Annotated in this window: 20 protein-coding genes and 1 riboswitch; of the genes, 14 read left to right on the top strand and 6 right to left on the bottom strand. The window is 67.0% G+C overall.

Features of this window, described 5'->3' with window-relative positions; genetic code table 11:
- Window positions 1-5: 5 nt before the first annotated feature.
- Together ACVIW0_RS24015 and cobO are read right to left on the bottom strand one after the other, a co-directional pair.
- Window positions 6-1,454, bottom strand: coding sequence for a cobyric acid synthase (locus ACVIW0_RS24015; protein WP_461354590.1), 1,449 nt, complete (start codon window positions 1,452-1,454; stop codon window positions 6-8).
- Between the two features lie 11 nt (window positions 1,455-1,465).
- A complete protein-coding gene (gene cobO / locus ACVIW0_RS24010; protein ID WP_461354589.1) occupies window positions 1,466-2,119 on the bottom strand; it encodes a cob(I)yrinic acid a,c-diamide adenosyltransferase in 654 nt (217 codons plus the stop codon).
- Window positions 2,120-2,155: 36 nt separating this feature from the next.
- Window positions 2,156-2,366, top strand: a riboswitch (cobalamin riboswitch).
- Between the two features lie 92 nt (window positions 2,367-2,458).
- Between cobO and ACVIW0_RS24005 the strand changes: the two genes are divergently transcribed.
- From ACVIW0_RS24005 to cobJ, 7 genes are read left to right on the top strand one after another with little or no spacing between them, the layout of a single operon-like run.
- Window positions 2,459-2,833 (top strand): DUF1636 family protein, encoded by a 375-nt coding sequence (locus tag ACVIW0_RS24005; RefSeq protein ID WP_461354588.1) that lies wholly within the window; start codon window positions 2,459-2,461, stop codon window positions 2,831-2,833.
- Window positions 2,830-3,864, top strand: a complete 1,035-nt coding sequence (cobW, locus tag ACVIW0_RS24000) for a cobalamin biosynthesis protein CobW (RefSeq protein WP_461354587.1) — start codon at window positions 2,830-2,832, stop codon at window positions 3,862-3,864. The genes ACVIW0_RS24005 and cobW overlap by 4 nt, the downstream gene beginning before the upstream one ends.
- Window positions 3,864-7,112, top strand: a complete 3,249-nt coding sequence (cobN, locus tag ACVIW0_RS23995) for a cobaltochelatase subunit CobN (protein ID WP_461354586.1) — start codon at window positions 3,864-3,866, stop codon at window positions 7,110-7,112. Before cobW ends, cobN begins: the two co-directional genes overlap by 1 nt.
- The gene (cobG, locus tag ACVIW0_RS23990; protein WP_461354585.1) at window positions 7,109-8,272 is read left to right on the top strand and encodes a precorrin-3B synthase; all 1,164 of its coding nucleotides are present in this window, start codon (window positions 7,109-7,111) and stop codon (window positions 8,270-8,272) included. The genes cobN and cobG overlap by 4 nt, the downstream gene beginning before the upstream one ends.
- Window positions 8,272-8,901, top strand: a complete 630-nt coding sequence (locus tag ACVIW0_RS23985; protein ID WP_461354584.1) for a precorrin-8X methylmutase — start codon at window positions 8,272-8,274, stop codon at window positions 8,899-8,901. The genes cobG and ACVIW0_RS23985 overlap by 1 nt, the downstream gene beginning before the upstream one ends.
- Before the next feature lie 2 nt (window positions 8,902-8,903).
- Complete coding sequence (locus ACVIW0_RS23980) at window positions 8,904-9,635, top strand: precorrin-2 C(20)-methyltransferase (protein WP_461357408.1); 732 nt, start codon at window positions 8,904-8,906, stop codon at window positions 9,633-9,635.
- Entirely contained in the window at window positions 9,632-10,366 is a 735-nt protein-coding gene (gene cobJ, locus ACVIW0_RS23975; RefSeq protein ID WP_461354583.1) for a precorrin-3B C(17)-methyltransferase, read from the top strand. Before ACVIW0_RS23980 ends, cobJ begins: the two co-directional genes overlap by 4 nt.
- On the opposite strand, the gene ACVIW0_RS23970 is transcribed toward cobJ, so the two are convergent.
- A complete protein-coding gene (locus ACVIW0_RS23970; RefSeq protein ID WP_461354582.1) occupies window positions 10,342-11,091 on the bottom strand; it encodes a cobalt-precorrin-6A reductase in 750 nt (249 codons plus the stop codon). The genes cobJ and ACVIW0_RS23970 overlap by 25 nt on opposite strands.
- Between ACVIW0_RS23970 and cbiE the strand changes: the two genes are divergently transcribed.
- Genes cbiE through cobF form a run of 6 tightly spaced genes read left to right on the top strand, consistent with a single transcriptional unit; the run spans window position 11,090 to window position 16,207 of the window.
- Complete coding sequence (cbiE, locus tag ACVIW0_RS23965; protein WP_461354581.1) at window positions 11,090-12,271, top strand: precorrin-6y C5,15-methyltransferase (decarboxylating) subunit CbiE; 1,182 nt, start codon at window positions 11,090-11,092, stop codon at window positions 12,269-12,271. The two genes, ACVIW0_RS23970 and cbiE, sit on opposite strands and share 2 nt — an antisense overlap.
- The gene (locus ACVIW0_RS23960; protein WP_461354580.1) at window positions 12,268-12,636 is read left to right on the top strand and encodes a cobalamin biosynthesis protein; all 369 of its coding nucleotides are present in this window, start codon (window positions 12,268-12,270) and stop codon (window positions 12,634-12,636) included. Before cbiE ends, ACVIW0_RS23960 begins: the two co-directional genes overlap by 4 nt.
- Window positions 12,633-13,418, top strand: a complete 786-nt coding sequence (cobM, locus tag ACVIW0_RS23955) for a precorrin-4 C(11)-methyltransferase (protein WP_461354579.1) — start codon at window positions 12,633-12,635, stop codon at window positions 13,416-13,418. Before ACVIW0_RS23960 ends, cobM begins: the two co-directional genes overlap by 4 nt.
- Window positions 13,415-14,725, top strand: a complete 1,311-nt coding sequence (locus tag ACVIW0_RS23950; protein ID WP_461354578.1) for a cobyrinate a,c-diamide synthase — start codon at window positions 13,415-13,417, stop codon at window positions 14,723-14,725. The genes cobM and ACVIW0_RS23950 overlap by 4 nt, the downstream gene beginning before the upstream one ends.
- The gene (gene cobA, locus ACVIW0_RS23945; protein WP_461354577.1) at window positions 14,722-15,450 is read left to right on the top strand and encodes a uroporphyrinogen-III C-methyltransferase; all 729 of its coding nucleotides are present in this window, start codon (window positions 14,722-14,724) and stop codon (window positions 15,448-15,450) included. Before ACVIW0_RS23950 ends, cobA begins: the two co-directional genes overlap by 4 nt.
- Before the next feature lie 7 nt (window positions 15,451-15,457).
- Window positions 15,458-16,207 carry a precorrin-6A synthase (deacetylating) gene (cobF, locus tag ACVIW0_RS23940; RefSeq protein ID WP_461354576.1) on the top strand — a complete coding sequence of 250 codons (750 nt, stop codon included), beginning with the start codon at window positions 15,458-15,460 and terminating at the stop codon, window positions 16,205-16,207.
- Between the two features lie 37 nt (window positions 16,208-16,244).
- Here the strand turns inward: cobF and ACVIW0_RS23935 are convergent, their stop codons facing one another.
- The 3 genes from ACVIW0_RS23935 to ACVIW0_RS23925 all read right to left on the bottom strand — a co-directional run bounded on the left by ACVIW0_RS23935 (window position 16,245) and on the right by ACVIW0_RS23925 (window position 17,869).
- Window positions 16,245-16,436, bottom strand: coding sequence for a hypothetical protein (locus ACVIW0_RS23935; protein WP_456755625.1), 192 nt, complete (start codon window positions 16,434-16,436; stop codon window positions 16,245-16,247).
- 354 nt (window positions 16,437-16,790) lie between these two features.
- A complete protein-coding gene (locus ACVIW0_RS23930; protein ID WP_461354575.1) occupies window positions 16,791-17,297 on the bottom strand; it encodes a YkgB family protein in 507 nt (168 codons plus the stop codon).
- 35 nt (window positions 17,298-17,332) lie between these two features.
- Window positions 17,333-17,869: a carboxymuconolactone decarboxylase family protein gene (locus ACVIW0_RS23925; RefSeq protein WP_461354574.1), complete on the bottom strand. Its 537-nt coding sequence runs from the start codon at window positions 17,867-17,869 to the stop codon at window positions 17,333-17,335.
- Window positions 17,870-17,974: 105 nt separating this feature from the next.
- On the opposite strand from ACVIW0_RS23925, the gene ACVIW0_RS23920 reads away from it, so the two are divergent.
- Complete coding sequence (locus ACVIW0_RS23920) at window positions 17,975-18,997, top strand: AraC family transcriptional regulator (RefSeq protein WP_461354573.1); 1,023 nt, start codon at window positions 17,975-17,977, stop codon at window positions 18,995-18,997.
- Window positions 18,998-19,045 lie beyond the last annotated feature (48 nt).

The raw sequence follows: 19,045 nt of genomic DNA, 5'->3' as shown, positions 1-19,045 counted from the left end.
AACGCCTAGCGCGCCAGCGCAAGCAATCCTTCGACATCGAGATGGGTCTCGATGTGCTCGGCCAGCGCGTCGAGCGCGCTCTCGACCCTCGCGCCATAAGGCTGATCCGCCGCGGGGATGTCGAGCCGTGCAAGGAACGCCTTGCGGAAATCGTCCGAGGTGAACAGGCCGTGCAGATAGCTGCCGTGAACGCGCCCGTCGGCAGAAACGGCGCCTTCAGCCAGGCCGCCAAGCCATGAAAAAGGCCGCGCGCGATCCGCCCCATCGGTGCGCCCGATATGGATCTCGTAGGCGCTGATCGGTTGATCGGTCGCAGCATGTACCGCGCTGACGCGGGTCAGCGTCTTCTGTTCGGTCATGGTGGTCGTGACATCGAGCAGTCCGAGGCCGCGGGTTTCACCGGCAGGACCCTCGATCCCCTCGGGGTCGGCGACGATCTGTCCGAGCATCTGGTATCCGCCGCACAGACCCAGCACATGGCCGCCGCGGCGATGATGCGCGAGCAGGTCGATATCCCAGCCTTGTGCACGCAGGAAGGCGAGGTCGCCGCGGGTCGATTTCGAGCCGGGCAGGATGACGAGCCGCGCATCACCCGGGATGGCTTCGCCAGGCCGCACCATCACGAGATCGACGCCGGGCTCGAGCTTGAGCGGATCGAGATCGTCGAAATTGGCAATCCGCGACAGCGCCAGAAACGCGATCTTGCACTGGCCGGGCTTGCGCGCCTCGCCGAGCCCGAGCGCATCTTCGGCCGGCAGCTCGCCGGCGCGAGCGAACCACGGCAGCACGCCAAAGCCACGCCACGCGGTGCGGGCTCCGATCAGGCGGTAGCCGTCGTCGAACAGCGAGGGATCGCCGCGGAATTTGTTGATGACGAAACCTCGGATCATCGCGGCGTCGTCGGGATCGATCACCGTCTTGATGCCGACCAGCTGCGCGATCACGCCGCCGCGGTCGATGTCACCGACCAGCACCACGGGGACATCAGCCTGGCGCGCAAAGCCCATATTGGCGATATCGGACTTGCGCAAATTGACCTCGGCCGGGCTGCCGGCGCCCTCGACCAGCACCAGGTCGGCGCGATCCTTCAGACGCCCAAAACTCTCCAGCACCGCGCCCATCAGCGACGGCTTCATGGCGGCATATTCCCGCGCGCGGGCGGTCGCGATGCGCTTGCCGTGCACGATGATCTGGGCGCCGACATCGGTTTCCGGCTTCAGCAGCACCGGGTTCATATCGGTGTGCGGCTCGACGCCAGCGGCGAGCGCCTGCAAGGCCTGCGCGCGTCCGATCTCGCCGCCGTCGACGGTGACGGCCGCGTTGTTGGACATGTTCTGCGGCTTGAACGGCAGCACGCACAGGCCGCGTCGCGTGGCAGCGCGCGCGAGGCCGGCGACGATGAGCGACTTGCCCACATCCGAGCCGGCTCCCTGGATCATCAATGCGCGCGCCATGGTGCTGCCTGTCAGAATTCGACGCCCGGCTGCGCCTTGATGCCGGAGCGGAACGGATGCTTCACCAGCGTCATCTCGGTAACGAGATCGGCAATCTCGATCAATTCGTCCTTGGCGTTGCGTCCGGTGAGCACGACATGCGTCATCGGCGGCTTCGACGTCGTGAGATACTCGACGACATCATCGATCGCGAGATAGTCGTAACGCAGCGCGATGTTGATCTCGTCGAGCACCACCATCCGCAGGTTCGGATCTGCGATCAGCTGCTTGGCCTTTTCCCAGCCCGCTTGGGCGGCCGCGATGTCGCGGGCGCGATCCTGCGTCTCCCAGGTAAAACCTTCGCCCATAGCGTGGAATTGACAGAGATCGCCGAAATGCCCGGTCAGCAGGCGGCGCTCGCCGGTATCCCACGCGCCCTTGATGAACTGCACCACGGCGCAGGGAAAGCCGTGCGCCACGCAGCGCAGGATCATGCCGAAGGCGGAGGACGATTTTCCCTTGCCGGCGCCGGTATGAACGATGATCAGGCCCTTCTCGCCGCTCTTGGTCGCCATGATCTTGTCGCGGGCGACCTTCTTTTTCGCCATCTTGGATGCGTGGCGCGCGTCCAGCGACGTCTCGCTGCTGACGATCTCGTCTTCGGCCCCGTTTCCTTCAGACGTCATGGCGTTCCTTCGGCTTGACAAGTTCGAGCCGCGGACGAATGGTGGGCCCGCGTTGGTTCCTGTCCTATGACAGGCGAAGAGGGAATGCGATAGGGCTCAAGTCGGGCCTGAAAAGCAGCCGCCCCCGCGACCGTGACCGGAGAGATGCCCAAAGCCACTGATTCCCCAAAGGGATCGGGAAGGCGGGGATCGAAGGGAGAAATCCTGCTCCGCAAGCCGGGAGACCTGCCAGCGCAGCAGTTGTGAGACCGGCGGACGGGGTGTTCCGCGACGGGGAACGGGCCTGTTCACATCAGGCTCGTGTGCCTCATCGCTTCCCGTGTCAATCCAGGAAGGGCGATGAGCGTTACACTTCATGTCTGTATCACCTGCCGCGCCGGCCAGACGCTGGGCGAAGGTGAGACCGCGCCCGGCGCGCGCCTGCACGCCGCGCTGGTCGAGGCCGGCGTGCCCGATGACGTCAATCTGGTTCCCGTCGAATGTCTGTCAGCGTGCAGCCAGGGCTGCTCGGTCGCGCTCAGCGCGCCGGGGCGGTGGTCCTATGTCTATGGCCGCTTGTCCGAAGCCAATGCCAGGGATGTGATCGCCGGCGCCGCTGCCTATGCCGCGGCGCCCGACGGCATCGTGCCGTGGCGCAGCCGTCCCGAAATCTTTCGCAAGCAATCGCTTGCCCGCATTCCACCTCTTCCCGTCGTGCCGGAGGCCGCCGAATGACTACTCTCGCCAAGGTTCCGGTCACGGTCGTGACCGGCTTTCTCGGATCCGGCAAGACGACGCTGATCCAGCACCTGATCCGCAATGCCAACGGCAAGAAGCTCGCGGTGCTGGTCAACGAATTCGGCAGCGAAGGTGTCGACGGCGACATCCTGAAGGCGTGCGCCGACGCCAATTGCCCGACCGAGAACATCGTCGAGCTCGCCAATGGCTGCATCTGCTGCACGGTCGCCGATGATTTCATCCCGGCGATGGAGCAGTTGCTGGCGCGTCCCGTGCGGCCCGATCACATCGTGATCGAGACATCGGGCCTTGCGTTGCCGAAGCCGTTGCTCAAGGCGTTCGACTGGCCGGAGATCCGCTCGCGGATCACGGTCGACGGCGTGATCGCGCTGGCCGATGCCGAGGCCGTTGCCGCCGGCCGCTTTGCGCCTGATGTGGCCGCGGTCGACGCGCAGCGCGCCGCCGACGACAATCTCGACCATGAGACGCCGCTGTCGGAGGTGTTCGAGGACCAGATCGCCTGTGCCGATATCGTGCTGCTGACCAAGGCCGATCTCGCCGGAGCGGAGGGGATCAAGGCGGCAAAAGAAGTGATCGCGGCCGAGATGACGCGCGAGGTGCCGATGCTGCCCATTGTCGACGGCGCCATCGATGCCCGCGTGATCCTCGGGCTCGAGGCTGCGGCGGAAGAGGACCTAGCATCACGGCCCTCGCATCACGACGGTGAGGACGAACACGAGCACGACGATTTCAATTCGGTGGTGATCGATCTTCCGGAGGTTACGGATATCGATGCGCTGCTGGCCTCGATCAAGGGGCTGGCGCGCGAGCAGAACGTGCTGCGCGCCAAGGGCTACATCGCGGTCGAGGGCAAGCCGATGCGGTTGCTGGTGCAATCGGTCGGCGAGCGGGTGCGGCATCAGTTCGACATGCCCTGGGGCGTGCGGCCGCGGCAGTCGAAGCTGGTTGTGATCGGCGAACACGGCGATATCGATGAAGCCGCAATCAGGGCACGGCTTGGTGTCTGATGCACGTCGTCTTTCGCGAGAGCCGCGGCCTTGAAGAGACCGCGACACCAAGGGACCTCGGCCAGGATCCGGCCGATCTCGTGGTGTTGTCGTTCTCCGACAGCGATCTCGCGGCGTTTGCGGCCGGCTGGCGGCGCGGCCGCGCCGCGCTGCCGTCGCTGCGGCTCGCCAATCTCGCGGAGCTGCGCCATCCGCTGTCCGTCGACACCTATCTCGAGCGGACGCTCTCGCACGCGCGCGGCATCCTGATCCGGCTGATCGGCGGCGAGCCGTATTGGTCATACGGTCTGGCCGCGGTGCACCGTCTCGCGAGGGAACGCGGCATCGCCCTGGTGGTGCTGCCGGCGGACGGACGCGACGATCTGCGGCTTGATGAATTTTCGACGCTGCCGGTCTCGACGCTGCGTCGCCTGAAAGTGCTGTGCGACAAGGGCGGCCCCGTTGCCGCGCAGGCCGTGATCGCGCAACTGGCGCTGGCGTCCGGGCTCTATGCCGGACCTATTGTCGGTGAAATCGATCTTCCCGAGATCGGCGTCTACGATTCCGGGCGCGGTGCGGTCGCGGCGCTGCCTGCATCGGATGGCCGGCCGCTTGTGCTGGTGACTTTCTATCGTTCGTATCTGGCGGCCGGCGACACCGCGCCGGTCGATGCGCTGATCGATGCGTTGCGGGCGAAGGGATTCGATGCCCACGGCGTCTTCGTCACTTCGCTGAAGGCGGCTGGCGTCGCCGATTCGCTGCGCGCTCAGTTCGCGCAGCGCCCGCCGGCCGCCATCGTCAATGCGACTGCGTTCTCCGCGGCGGGCGACGACGGCTCAACGCCGTTCGATGCGGCCTCGTGCCCGGTGTTTCAGGTCGCCCTGTCCACGGCGCGGCGCGAGGATTGGGCGGAGTCGCTGCGCGGTCTGTCGCCCGGCGACCTCGCGATGCATGCGGTGCTGCCGGAGGTCGACGGCCGCTTGTTTGCCGGCGTCGTGAGCTTCAAGTCGCCGGGCGAGCGTGATCCCGAGTTGCAATTCGCGCATCTGGCACACCGGCCGGATGCCGAGCGCGTCGCAGCCATCGTTGCACGCGTCGCAGCCTGGCATCGGCTCGCGAGCAAGCCGGCCCAAGACAAGACGGTCGCGCTTGTGCTGTCGAACTATCCAGGCCGTCCGCATCAGATCGCGCATGCTGTGGGCCTCGATGCGCTTGCTTCGGTCGAGACGTTGCTGGCCGATCTCGCGGCGGCGGGATTTAAGCTTGAGCCGGTGGGGTCGCTGGGCGACGTGCTGCTCCGCTCGAAACTGACATGGGATGTCGCCGAATATCGCGCAGCGGTTTCCAACCTCCCGCGGCAGTTACTGGACGATCTCGCGCGCGCATGGGGCGCGCCGGAGGATGATCCCGATTGTCGCGACGGCGCCTTTCATTTCGCCGCGATCGAATGCGGCAAGTCGGTCATCGCCGTTCAGCCGGAGCGCGGCGATGCCACTCGCCGCGACGCCGATTATCATGATCTCTCGCGCACGCCTCGCCATGCCTATGTCGCGTTCTATCTGTGGCTCAGGCAGCAATGCATCGATGCCGTCGTCCATATGGGTGCGCATGGCACGCTGGAATGGCTGCCCGGCAAGTCGGTTGCGCTGTCATCGGCGTGCTGGCCGGAGGCGCTGATCGGCGATCTGCCCGTCATCTATCCCTTCATCGTCAACGATCCCGGCGAGGCCGCGCAGGCCAAGCGCCGGATCGGTGCGGTGACGATCGGTCATCTGCCGCCGCCGCTGGCGCAGGCCGCGGTGCCGGAAGCCTTGCGCGGTCTCGAGCGCTTGCTCGATGAATATTCGACCGCTGATGGCCTCGATCCGGCGCGGCGGCAGCGCCTGATCGCCGCGATCCGCGAGGAGGCGCGGATCGCCGGTCTGGAGGACGATCTCGGTCTCGCAGCCTCGGTCTCCGCAGCCGAAGCTATCCCGCAGATCGATCGTTTCGTCTGTGATCTCAAGGAAAGCCAGTTCGGCGACGGCCTGCATGTGTTCGGGCATGGCGCGTGCGGCGACGCGGAGCGGGCCGCGTTGCGCGAGGCGCTGGCGGGGCGGCGTATCGCGCCGGGACCATCGGGTTCGCCCTATCGCGGGCGCAGCGACGTGCTGCCGACCGGGCGCAATCTGTTTTCAGTCGATCCGCGCGCGGTGCCGACGCCGTCGGCGCATGCGCAGGGCGTGAAACTCGCCGAGGAGCTGCTGCGTCGTCATTTGCAGGATCACGGCGATTGGCCGAAAGGACTGGTCGTCGATCTCTGGGGCTCGTCGACGATGCGCACCGCCGGCGAGGACTTTGCGATGGCCTTGCATCTCGCCGGCATCGCGCCGCGCTGGGATCACGGATCGGGCCGGGTGGTCGGCTACGACGTCATCGCACCGGCGGAACTGGGTCGTCCCCGTATCGACGTCACGCTGCGCGTGTCGGGCTTGTTCCGCGACGTCTTTTCCGGGCTGGCCCACTTGTTCGAAGCGTCGACGCAGGCGTTGTCCGAACGCAGCGAGGAGGCGGACGAGAATCCCTACCGGCAGCGCATCTCGCGCGTGTTCGGTCCGCGCCCCGGACACTATGGGGCCGGCATTGCGTCGATCGCTGATGTCTTTACTCCGGAGGCGCGCGAGGCGGCCGGCGAAGCCTGGCTATCGGCATCCTCCTGGGCCATCTCCTCCGACGGCGAGATTCGACCGGACCGCACAGGCATCGAAGCCAGGCTCGCGGCTGCCGACAGTTTTGTTCATACCCAGGACCTGGCGGAGACCGATCTGCTGCTGGCCGCGGATTACGCCGCGCATGAGGCCGGCATCGCCGCCGCGGCCCGGCGGCTCGGCGCAAAAGCCCCGTCGCTCTATCACCTCGATGCGACGCGGCCGGATCAGCCGCATGCCCGTTCACTGATGGAGGAGATCTCGCGGGTCGTGCGCTCGCGCGCCGCCAATCCGGCATGGATCGCCGGCATGATGCGCCATGGCTTCCGTGGTGCTGCCGAGATATCAGCGACGCTGGAACATATGGCTGCGTTCGCGCATCTCGCCGGCGCGGTCCCGCCGCATCTGTTCGACCTCTATTACGACGCCACGCTCGGCAATGACGAGGTTCGCGCGTTCATGGCGCGCGAGAATCCGGCGGCACTGGCTGCGATCGACACTTGCTTCACCCGATTGCATGATGCCTCGCTCTGGCAGACGCGGCGCAATTCGATCGCGGCGGCGTTGCGGGAGGCCTCATGAGCGCGATCGCGGTCAAGGGCTGGTGCCCCGGCGCATTGCGGCCGATGCAGTCGGGCGATGGCCTCGTGCTGCGCATTCGCCCGCGCGGCGGGCGGCTGGAGGCCGCACAGGCCGCGGGAATTGCAGAGCTGGCGGGGCAATACGGCAACGGCCTGATTGACCTGACCAGCCGTGCCAATCTCCAGATCCGCGGTGTCAGCGATGCAAGCTATCCGCCCTTGATCGATGGGCTCGCCGGGCTCGGCTTGCTGGACCCGGATCCGGATACCGAGGCGCAGCGCAACGTGCTGGTGACGCCGTTCTGGACGACCGATGACGATACACGCTCGCTTGCTGCCGAGCTTGAGCGCGCGCTTGCCAGTGCTTCGCTCGATCTTCCCACCAAGTTCGGCTTCGCAATCGATGATGGCCGCGCGCGCGTGCTTGCCCGCGCGTCGGCGGATATCAGGATCGAGCGCGATCGCAACGGAGGACTGCTGGTGCGCGCCGATGGCGCGCAATTCGGGCTTTCCGTGACGCAGCGCGAGGCCGTGCAGGTGGCACTGGCGCTGGCTGAATGGTTCGTCGCCTCCGACGGCGCTCAAGGTGAAAAGCGGCGGATGGCGGCTCATCTGGTCGGTGGCATGAGGTTGCCCGACTCTCTTCGTGGCGATGCCGAGCCCGTGGCCCGATCGCCAGAGCCTGCGCCGGGCCTCTATTCGACGGGTGCGATGGTCGGCATTGGCTTCGGGCAAATGCCGCATCGGACGCTCGGCGATCTCGCCGCCTGCGGGCGAGCGCTTCGCATGACGCCGTGGCGGATGCTGCTGGTGGAGGGGATGCGCGAGATGCCTCGTGGCGCGGACCTCATCACTGAGGCCGATGATCCGGCGCTGCGCGTCAGCGCCTGTAGCGGCGCACCGCGCTGCGCCGAGGCGCACGCTGACGCGCGTGCGCTGGCGTCGACGCTGGCCAAGCATATCCTACCCGGTGCCCGGCTTCACGTCTCCGGCTGCGCCAAGGGCTGTGCCCATTCCGGTTCTGCCGACGTCACCCTCGTTGCGTCAGGCGAAGGCTTCGATCTCATTCGCCGCGCCACGACGCGGGATGCGCCGGTCCTGCGCGGGCTGACCAACGCCGCCATCATCGCAAATCCCTCCGTGCTGATGGGAGGCCATTGATGCCGCACATTTATGAGACCGACGGCGCGGCGATCTATCGGCAATCCTTTGCCACCATCCGCTCCGAGGCCGATCTCGCGCGCTTCACGCCCGACGAGGAGCCGGTGGTCGTGCGTATGATCCATGCCGCGGGCATGGTGGGCCTGGAGACGCATGTCCGTTTCACGCCCGGGATGGCTGCGCGCGCCCGCGCCGCCCTGCAGCAGGGCGCGCCGATCCTCTGCGACGCGCGCATGGTGTCGGAAGGGATCACGCGCGCACGGCTGCCGGCCGGCAATGCCGTGATCTGCACGCTCGGTGATCCCAGGATTCCCGGACTCGCGCAGTCGATGCGCAACACGCGCTCGGCGGCCGCGCTCGAACTCTGGCGGCCGCATCTCGACGGCGCCATTGTCGCGATCGGCAACGCGCCGACCGCGCTATTTCATCTGCTCAACATGCTGGAAGATGCCGATTGCCCACGGCCGGCGGCGATCATCGGCTGCCCGGTCGGCTTTGTCGGCGCCGCCGAGTCCAAGGCGGCATTGATGGCTGAGCCGCCGGCGCCGGCGCTGACGGTCGAGGGACGGCTTGGTGGCTCGGCGATCACGGTTGCCGCCGTCAATGCGCTAGCGAGCCGGAGCGAATGACGGTGGGACGCATCATCTGCTGCGGCCTCGGCCCCGGCGATCCGGACCTGATGAGTGTGCGCGCCGACCGCATCGCGCGTGCCGCGAAGCATGTCGCCTATTTCCGCAAGAAGGGGCAGTTGGGGCAGGCGCGCCGCATCGTCGAAGGCCTGCTCGCCGCTGACGTCAACGAATATCCGATGGAATATCCCGTCACCACGGAAATCGCGTTCGACAGCCCTGATTATGCGCGGCTGCTCGCCGAGTTCTATGACGCATGGGCCGAGCGGCTGGCGCGGCTCGCAAGTGAGACCGACGTCGTCGTGCTCTGCGAGGGCGATCCCTATTTCTACGGCTCGTTCATGCATCTGCATGCGCGCCTGCAGGGGCGTGTCGAGATCGAGGTGATCGCCGGCATTCCCGGCATGGTCGGTTGCTGGAATGCGGTCGGCCAGCCGATCGCGCTTGCCGACGATGTGACCACGGTCCTGATGGGCACGCTGCCGGAAGCCGAGCTTGCGCAGCGGATGCGGAGCTCCGACGCGCTGATCGTGATGAAGACCGGTCGCAATCTTCCAAAGATCCGCCGGGCGCTGGCGTCTGCGCGTCGGCTCGACGATGCCTGGCTGGTCGAGCGCGGCACTATGCCGGACCAGCGGGTCGCGCGGCTCGCTGAGATCGGCGAGGCCGACGCTCCGTACTTCGCGATTGTGCTGGTGCACGGGCAAGGGCAGCGCAGGGAGGTCGCGCCATGACCGGCACGTTGACCGTCGCGGGACTGGGGCCGGGCGACGAGGCGCTGATCACGCCGGAAGTCACGGCTGCGCTCGCGGCGGCGACCGACATCGTCGGCTATGCGCCGTACGTGACGCGCGTGCCGCCGCGCGACGGGCTCACGCTGCATCCCTCGGACAATCGCGTCGAGTTGCAGCGTGCGGGCGAGGCGCTGCGGCTGGCGTCCGAGGGGCGCCACGTCGTCGTGGTGTCCTCCGGCGATCCCGGTGTGTTCGCGATGGCATCCGCCGTGTTCGAAGCGCTGGAGGACGCGCCGCAGTGGCACGAGCTCTCGATTCGCGTTCTCCCCGGCGTGACCGCGATGCTGGCGGCGGCAGCGAGCGCAGGCGCACCGCTCGGCCATGATTTCTGCGCGATCAATCTCTCCGACAATCTCAAGCCCTGGCCGCTGATCGAGAAGCGTCTGCGGCTCGCCGCCGAAGCCGACTTTGCGATCGCGATGTACAATCCGCGTTCGGCCAGCCGCCCCGATGGCTTTGCGCGGACGCTGGAGATCCTGAAGGAGGCGGGCTGCCGCGAGCGCATCGTGATTTTCGCGCGCGCCGTCAGTACGCCGGAGCAGCGGATCGAGACGGTCGAGCTGCGCGATGCCCGGCCCGAGATGGCCGATATGCGCACGCTCGTGATCGTCGGCAATTCGGCGACGCGGCGGGTCGGCCGCTGGGTCTATGCGCCGAGGCAGGTTCGATGACCGAGCCATCCCATCACGTCACTCACGCTTTCCACCCGCGGCCTGCCCGGCAGGAGTGGCCGCATGATCATGATCACGGGAAAGCCGAGCGCGCGGGCGGCGTCGATCTTGGCGCGGGCGCCGGTGCCGCCGGAATTGCGGGCGACGATCCATTCGATGGCGCGCGCGCGCATCATCTCGAGTTCGTTCTCGAGCGTGAATGGTCCACGCGAGACAATGACGTCGGCATCGGGCAATGGAAGCATTTCGCCGGGCGGGTCGACGAACCGCAGCGTATAGGCATGCTGCGGCCGGGCGCCGAACGGCGCGATGTGCTGGCGGCCGATCGCGAGGAACACGTTGGCGCGGCTATCCGGCAAGGCCGTGACCGCGGAGACGACATCCGCGACCTCGATCCAGCGATCGCCGGATGTCTTGACCCATGGCGCGCGTTCGAGCGCGAGCAGCGGTGTTCTGGTTTGCGCGCAGGCGGCGATCGCATTGCGGCTCATTTCGGCAGCGAAGGGATGCGTCGCGTCGATCACATGCGTGATGCCTTCACTGCGCAGGTAGTCGGCAAGACCGCTGGCGCCGCCGAAGCCGCCGGTCCGCGTCGGCAGCGGCTGTTCGGCAGGAGCTGCGGTGCGGCCGGCATAGGAATAGACCGCGACGATGCCGGCGCGCGCGATTTCGGCGGCGAGCATGTTCGCATCGGCCGTTCCGCCCAGGATCAGGGCGCGCATCATGAATAATCCCTGGTTGACCATCATCGGTATCGGCGAAGATGGCCTTGCCGGCCTCTCGGATGCAAGCCGAAAGGCGCTTGGCGAAGCGGAGGTGGTCTTCGGCGGCGAACGGCACCTTGCGCTGGCCGGCATCACCGATCGCGGCCGGGCATGGCCGGTGCCGTTCGATGCGGACATCGTGCTTGAATGCCGCGGCCGTCCGACGGCCGTGCTCGCCTCGGGCGATCCGTTCTGGCATGGCGCGGGCGGAAGCCTTGCCGAAAAATTGCAGCCCGGTGAATGGATCGCGCATTCCGCGCCCTCGACCTTCTCGCTGGCAGCGGCGCGTTTGGGCTGGCGGCTGGAAACCGTCGTCTGTCTCGGCCTTCACGCCGCACCGTTCGAGCGGCTGTTGCCGCATCTCGCGCGCGGCGCACGCATCATCTGCCTGACCCGTGATGGCAAGGCGGTCTCTGATCTCGCGCGCTGGCTCACCGAACGCGGCTGGGGGTCCTCTGGGATGTCGATGCTGTCCGCGCTCGGCGGACCGCGCGAATCCATCACGCAGCATCGCGCGGACAGTTTTACAGGCGACGCGGGCGATAGCCTGGTCGCGGTCGCGCTGGAGGCAAGGGGAGGCCAAGGGATCGCGCGCAGCTCGGGTCTTCCCGATGCGCTGTTCGTGCATGACGGGCAGTTGACCAAGCGGCCGGTGCGGGCGCTCGCGCTGTCGGCGCTTGCGCCGCGACCGGGCGAGCGGCTGTGGGACGTCGGCGCCGGCTCGGGCTCGATCTCGATCGAATGGGCGCTGTGCGGCGGAACCGCGATCGTGGTCGAAGCGCGCGGCGAACGCGCCGCGAATATCCGCAGCAACGCGGCGAATTTCGGCCTGGCGCATCGGATCACCGTGATCGAAGGCGAGGCGCCAGGCATTCTGTCAGACCTTGCGGCACCGGATGCTGTGTTCATTGGCGGCGGCCTTGATGCTGCAATGCTCGATGCGATCTGGCCGCGCATCGCGGCGGGAACGCGCCTGGTGGCGCATGCGGTGACGCTGGAGACCGAGGCGCTGCTGTCCGATCTGCACCAGCGCCATGGCGGCGAACTGATGCGGGTCGAGATCGCACAGGCCGAGCCGTTGGGGCGGTATCGCTCCTGGAAGGCGGCGCGTCCGATCGTGCAGTGGAGCGCTATCAGATGAAGGTCGCGGGCCTGGGATTCAGGAGCAGTGCCAGTGTCGCCTCGCTGCGCGACGCGCTCAATGCCGCAGGCGGTGCCGAAGGCCTTGCGGCGGTTGCGACAGTGAGCGACAAGGCAAATGCGGCGGCGTTGAAGGGGCTGGCACGGGAATTGGGTTTGCCGATCCGCGGCATTCCCGCCGAGCTATTGGCTGAAGTAAAGACCGCGACACAATCCGAGTTGATCACAGCCAGGTTCGGAACGGGCTCGGTGGCGGAAGCCGCAGCGCTCGCGGCCGCCGGGCGTGATGCGCGCCTGATCGCGGTCAGGACGACGTCGCAGGATCGGATGGCCACTGCTGCGATCGCGGAAGGAGACGATGAATGACGGTGCATTTCATCGGCGCCGGACCTGGCGCTGCCGATCTCCTGACTTTGCGCGGGCGCGATCTGATCGGCTCTTGCCCGGTATGCCTCTACGCCGGATCGCTGGTGCCTGCAGGCGTTCTGGCGCATTGCCCGAGCGATGCGCGGATCGTCAACACGGCGCCGCTGTCGCTCGACGAGATCATCGCCGAGATCGCGACGGCGCACGCCGGGGGCAAGGATGTCGCGCGGCTGCATTCGGGCGACCTCTCGATCTGGTCGGCGATGGGCGAGCAGCTGCGTCGGCTGCGTGCGTTGCGGATTCCCTATTCGGTGACGCCAGGAGTGCCGGCGTTCTCGGCGGCCGCGGCGGCCTTGGAGTCGGAGCTCACGCTGCCGGGCCTTGCGCAATCGGTGGTGCTGACGCGCACGCCGGGCCGGGCGAGCGCGATGCCGGGCGGCGAGACGCTCGCGGCCTTCGCCGCGACCGGCGCGGTGCTCGCGATTCATCTGTCGATCCATTTGCTCGCCAAGGTCATCGCCGAGTTGACGCCGCATTATGGCGCCGATTGCCCGGTGGCGATCGTCTGGCGCGCGAGTTGGCCGGACCAGCGCATCGTGCGCGCCACGCTGGCGACGCTCGATGCCGCGGTTGGTCCCGAGCTCGAACGCACCGCGCTGATCCTGGTCGGCAAGACGCTGGGCGCCGGCGATTTCGCCGAAAGCCGTCTCTACGCGGCCGATTACGACCGCCGCTACCGTCCGGTGGGAGAGACGCCGCGCTTTCCGGAACCATCACGATGACCGCGGGGCTCGTGATCTCGGCACCGGCGTCGGACGTCGGCAAAACGACGTTGACGCTGGCGTTGGCGCGCGCCTATCGCAATCGCGGCCTGAAGGTGCAATGCCTCAAGAGCGGGCCGGATTACATCGATCCGGCCTTTCATGCGGTGGCGACCGGGCGCGCATCCGTCAACATCGATAGCTGGGCGATGGCGCGCGAGGCGATCGCACATCTGGCAAGTCGCGGCGCCGATGCCGATCTCGTGCTGGCCGAAGGCTCGATGGGATTGTTCGATGGCGTCGCGACGCGCGGCCTGTCCGGCACCGGCGCCACCGCCGACATTGCCGAGATGATGGGATGGCCGGTGCTGCTGGTGATCGATCCCTCCGGCCAGGCGCAGACGGCGGCTGCGGTCGCGGCGGGATTGCGCGATTTCCGCGCCGGCGTGCGGCTGGCCGGTGTCGTTCTCAACCGCGTCGCCAGTGCGCGGCACGAAGCGCTGGTACGCAGCGCCATGAACCACGCGGGCATTGCGGTGCTGGGTGCGCTGCCGCGCCATGCCGAGATTGCCCTGCCGAAACGGCATCTCGGCTTGGTGCAAGCCGAAGAGCAGGCCGAGATCGATGGCCTGATCGACGAAGCTGCGCGCTTCGTCGCCGAGCATGTCGATCTCGACGCCGTGCTGCAGTCGGCGCGGGCCTGGTCGTCGCAATCGACCGCGCCCAGCCTGGGCATCACGCCGCCCGGCCAGCGCATCGCGCTCGCGCGGGACGCCGCCTTCTCGTTCGTCTACCCGCATATGCTGGAAGCCTGGCGCGCGGCTGGGGCCGAGATCGTGACGTTCTCGCCGCTCGCCGACGAAGGCCCCGACGCGAACGCTGACGTGTGCTGGCTGCCTGGCGGCTATCCTGAATTGCATGCCGGCCGGCTTGCCGCCAACAGGCGATTCCTCGGTGGCTTGCGCTCCTTCGCCGAAACCAGGCCGGTACACGGCGAGTGCGGCGGCTACATGGTGCTAGGGATAGCGTTGACCGATGCCGAAGGCGCGCGCCACGCGATGGCGGGGTTGCTCGGCCTCGAGACCAGCTATGCCAAGCGCCGCATGCATCTAGGTTACCGGCTTGCCGAACTCGTTGCGCCGATGCCCGGCCAAGGTCCCGGTGAGCGCCTGCGCGGCCACGAGTTTCACTATTCGACGATCATCGCGCAGCCGGACACGCCGCTCGCGATGGTGTGCGATGCGACCGGCGCGATCGTTGCGGAGACCGGATCGCGGCGCGGCAATGCAACCGGGACATTCTTCCATCTGATTGCGGAGGATCGATGAGCGGAATGGTTTCGTTCGTCTCGGCCGGTCCCGGCGATCCCGAACTCCTGACGCTGAAAGGCGCCGCGCGGCTGCGCGAGGCCGACGTGGTGCTCTATGACGACCTCGCATCGGGCGCGATCCTCGATCTCGCGCGCCCCGGCGCCAATCTCGTCGCGGTCGGCAAGCGCGCCGGGCGGCTGTCGGCCCGGCAGCATCATGTCAGTCGTCTGCTGGTCGACTATGCGGCGACCGGCGTGCGGGTGGTGCGGCTGAAGTCCGGCGATGCCGGCATTTTCGGACGGCTTGAGGAGGAGATCGACGCACTGCGCGCGGCCGGCATCGGCTACGAGATCATTCCCGGCGTGACCTCGGCCTCGGTTGCCGCAGCCCAGGCCGGCATTCCGCTGACGCGACGGCTGACCTCGCGCCGGGTGCAGTTCGTCACTGGCGCCGACGTCACCGGCGGGTTGCCCGCGGATCTGAATTGGGCGGCGCTGGCCGATCCGGAAGCGACCACGGTCGTCTATATGGGCCGGCGCACCTTTCCGGCGCTGGCCGCGCAATTGATCGCGCACGGCCTCGCGCCGCATACGCCCGCGCTGTTGGCGGAGTCCCTCGGCCATGCCGACGAGCGGCTTCATCGCAGCACGATTGCGGAGCTGGCCGAACAGGTCGCGCATGCCGGTGTTGCCACGGCGGCTGCGATTATACTGTTCGGCGCGCTGGCACCGGAAGACAGGTGATGCGGCGATGTTGACGCTGTCCCTGATCGGTATCGGTTGCGGCGATCCGCGGCAGCTCACGCTGGCCGCGATCGCTGCGATCAACGCCGCCGACCTGATCCTGATCCCGCGCAAGGGGAGCGCGAAGTCGGACCTCGCCGAATTGCGCCGAACGATCTGCGCGCAAGCGCTGAGCAACGACCGCACGCGGATGGCCGAGTTCGACCTGCCGGTGCGTGATGCCGGCGAGGAGGACTATCGCAAGGGCGTCGACGATTGGCACGATGCGGTCGCCGCGACCTGGTCGCAGGAAATCGCGCGCCATCTCGGCGGCGAGGGGCGCGTCGCGCTGCTGATCTGGGGCGATCCTTCGCTCTACGATTCGAGCCTGCGGATCGCGCAACGGCTCGATCCGCGGCCAACGATCGAAACGATCCCGGGCATCACCTCGATTCAGACGCTGTGCGCGGCGCATGCGCTGCCGCTCAACGAGATCGGCGAGCCGTTCCTGGTCACGACTGGCCGGCGGCTGCGCGAGGGTGGTTGGCCCGCCGGCGTCGACACCATCGTTGTGATGCTCGACGGCGGCGCCGCCTTCCAGACGCTGGATGCTGCGGGCCTGACGATCTGGTGGGGCGCCTATCTCGGCATGCCCGATCAGATCATCATGGCGGGGGATCTCGCGGAGATCGGCCCACGCATCGTCGCCGCGCGGCGGGAAGCGCGCGCGCAACACGGCTGGATCATGGACAGCTATGTCCTGAAGCGGAGATCGTGATCGGGGATTGCGCCGGCATGCGATGCGCCGTCGCCAGTCAGGTCTTCAACCCGCGAATGGACGGCTGGATGGTGAGGCGATAGGCAACGAGCCTGTCGCCCTCGAACTGCTCGAGCGTTGTCTCGCAGACCGGGCAGCGATACTCGCCCTTGCTTGCTGATCCGGATGCCAGCTCAAGGCGTCGGAATCCGGCCCCGCAGCGCGGACACGTGACGTCGTCCTTCTTCATCAACGCACCCCAGAACAACACCGGCGGTATTTTGTAACCCAGACCGCGCGGCGGAACTATGGTCATGGCCGGAGGGCTGCGGACCATTCGTGCATGGGAATAAACGATGCATCCGCACCGAGCGGGAGGCAATCTGCCGGTCACGCCGAACGGGTGGCAAATCCTAACGCATTCCGCAAATCCGGCAATGGGTTATGGCTCGGCCTTAAAAGTCTTGGGCCGCCGAGCCGGCGCAATAATCGCGGCTCCGATGTTGCCGTGTTCGAGGGATGCTGCGCCTGCTCAATCCGCCGGCGTGCGCGATCGCCGGTGTGCGCGAGGGCCCACCGGCGTTCAATTGCGATCAGCCGAGATCTATTGCCTGGTCAGGCGAACCACGTCCTGCCTCAGCAAGTAAAGCGAGACGGCAAGCAGGACGACGTCCTTCATCAGGAAGGGCACGTTGCCGGTCATCGCGGGGAAACCTCCGGCGGCAACGTCCCAGCCATCGGGCATGAACGGGATGATGGTGACGGTTGCGATGAAGGTGCCGGTCGAGCCAAGCGCGCCGAGCACGCCGAGGCGCTTGTCCCAGAAGCCTGCGAGCAGCAGGGATCCGAAGGTCCATTCCGAGGCGCCGAGGAAGTAGCTGGCGCCGGCATGGCCGAAGGCCGGATACAGCCACCAGATCAGCGGCCCGTTGCTGATGAACGGCACCAGCCGTTCGAATTCGTAGGGGAACCACTTCTGGTACCCGAAGAACAGGAACATGATCACCATCGCGGCGCGGATGACGTGGTAGTCGAGATCCTCGGCGAGCAAACCGGACCTGTACAGTGCGCGAACAATCGGACTTTGCGTGGTGCTGGAAAGCGTTGTCATGGTCGTGATCCCTTGTGTGACATCCCCCGGTCGCTTCACGCGACGGCGGGGAAGTCGATGTCGGTGTCGTTGATGCGGTTGAAGACGTTGGTGAAGGTGATGGTCGCGAACGCCAGGCTGATCTCGACCAGCTGCGCGTCGCTGTAGCCGGCCGCCTTGATCGCGGCGAAGTCCTCGTCGCTGACGGTGCCGCTCGACTGCGCGAGCTTGCGAACGAAGCCGATCAGCGTGTCCTGCCTGGCATCGCCGGTGAGCCCGCCATCGCGGATCTGCTTCAATGCGTCGGCCTTCACGCCGGCGAGCCTGGCGAGATGGGAATGCGCGGCGACGCAGTAATCGCAGCCGCCGGCGGCGCTGATCACGAGCTTGATGATTTCCCGATCGCGCTTGGACAGGCTGCCGCCGGCCAGCACCGCGTCGGCGGCGAGGATCGACTTGAGCGCGGCAGGGCCGTGGGCGGCGACGGCCGCATAGGCGTTCGGGACGCTGCCGGCCGCCTTCTTGATCTGGGCATAGATCTGGCCGGACGGGCCGGTATCGGTTTCGAGATTGGGGACTGAGAGACGAGACATGGTGCAACTCCGTGTTTGCGGTGGTGAGCGAGTACGGAGTGACAATAGGGGCGTGAAATGAGACATTGAATGTTCATATTACTCGATTATATGCTCAATCGTCTCATGAATTGCCTCAAGGGGGAACTGGCCGTGGATTGGCTCAGTCGGCTGTTCGAAATGATGCCGGTGCGCGGGCGGCTCGATATTCGCTGCAGTTACAGCGTCCCCTGGCGTATCGAGCAGGGCCCGGGCGTGACCAACGAGATCCCCTATCACGCGGTGCTTGCCGGCTCGGCGATTCTGGACGATCCCGCGGGCGGACAGCCGTTGCTGCTGAAGGCCGGAGACATCCTGCTGCTTCCCGGCAACCCGCGACACGTGATGCACGACGGAAGCGGGGCGACGCCGCTGCAGGCGCGTAACCGGGCGGCGCGGAATTTCACGATCAGCGAAAACCTCGGCTCGGACGAGCGGCTTGACTTGCTGTGCGGGCACTTCGCGATTGCACCTCCGCACGACCGTCTGTTGCGCAGTTATCTTCCGCCGCGTCTTGTGGTGCATGCCGGCGCAGGTACGGAAAAGGGGACGGCTGCGCAGCTCGCCGGACTTGTGTCCCTGATGCGCAGCGAAACGGCCGACGATCATCTCGGCGGCCACGCCATGCTCAACGCGCTGTCGACGGCAATGTTCGCGCTGGTGTTGCGGCTTGCGAGCGAGAGCGATGCAACGTCACAGGGACTTCTCGCTCTGGTCGGCGATCCCAGGCTCGCGCCGGCGGTGGCCGCCATGTTCAACGCGCCTGCGCACGCATGGTCGCTGCCGGAGCTGGCGCGCCTGTGCAACATGTCACGCGCCACGCTGGCGCGGCAGTTCCAGGAGAAGCTCGGGCGATCGGCGAACGATCTGCTCACCGACATCAGGATGACGCTCGCAGCAAATGAGTTGAAGGTATCATCGCTTTCGACCGGCGCCGTTGCTGAGATGGTCGGTTATCAATCGGAGGCCGCCTTTCAGCGCGCCTTCAAGAGCCATATGGGCGTGACGCCGGCACAGTGGCGAAGAGCGCAGCCACCGGCACCGGACGTGCCGCCGGGACCTGCTGCATCGGCTGATCGGAACGGGAGTTCGCCGATTGTGGATGCGTAGGCATGCCCGCTTGCGCGTGAAGCGCAGCGCGCAGCCATCCGGCATCGG

The sequence above is a fragment of the Bradyrhizobium sp. USDA 4454 genome, assembly GCF_054822705.1.
The sequence above is the reverse complement of the archived record's forward strand: the minus strand, read 5'-3'. Positions and strand labels throughout refer to the sequence as shown.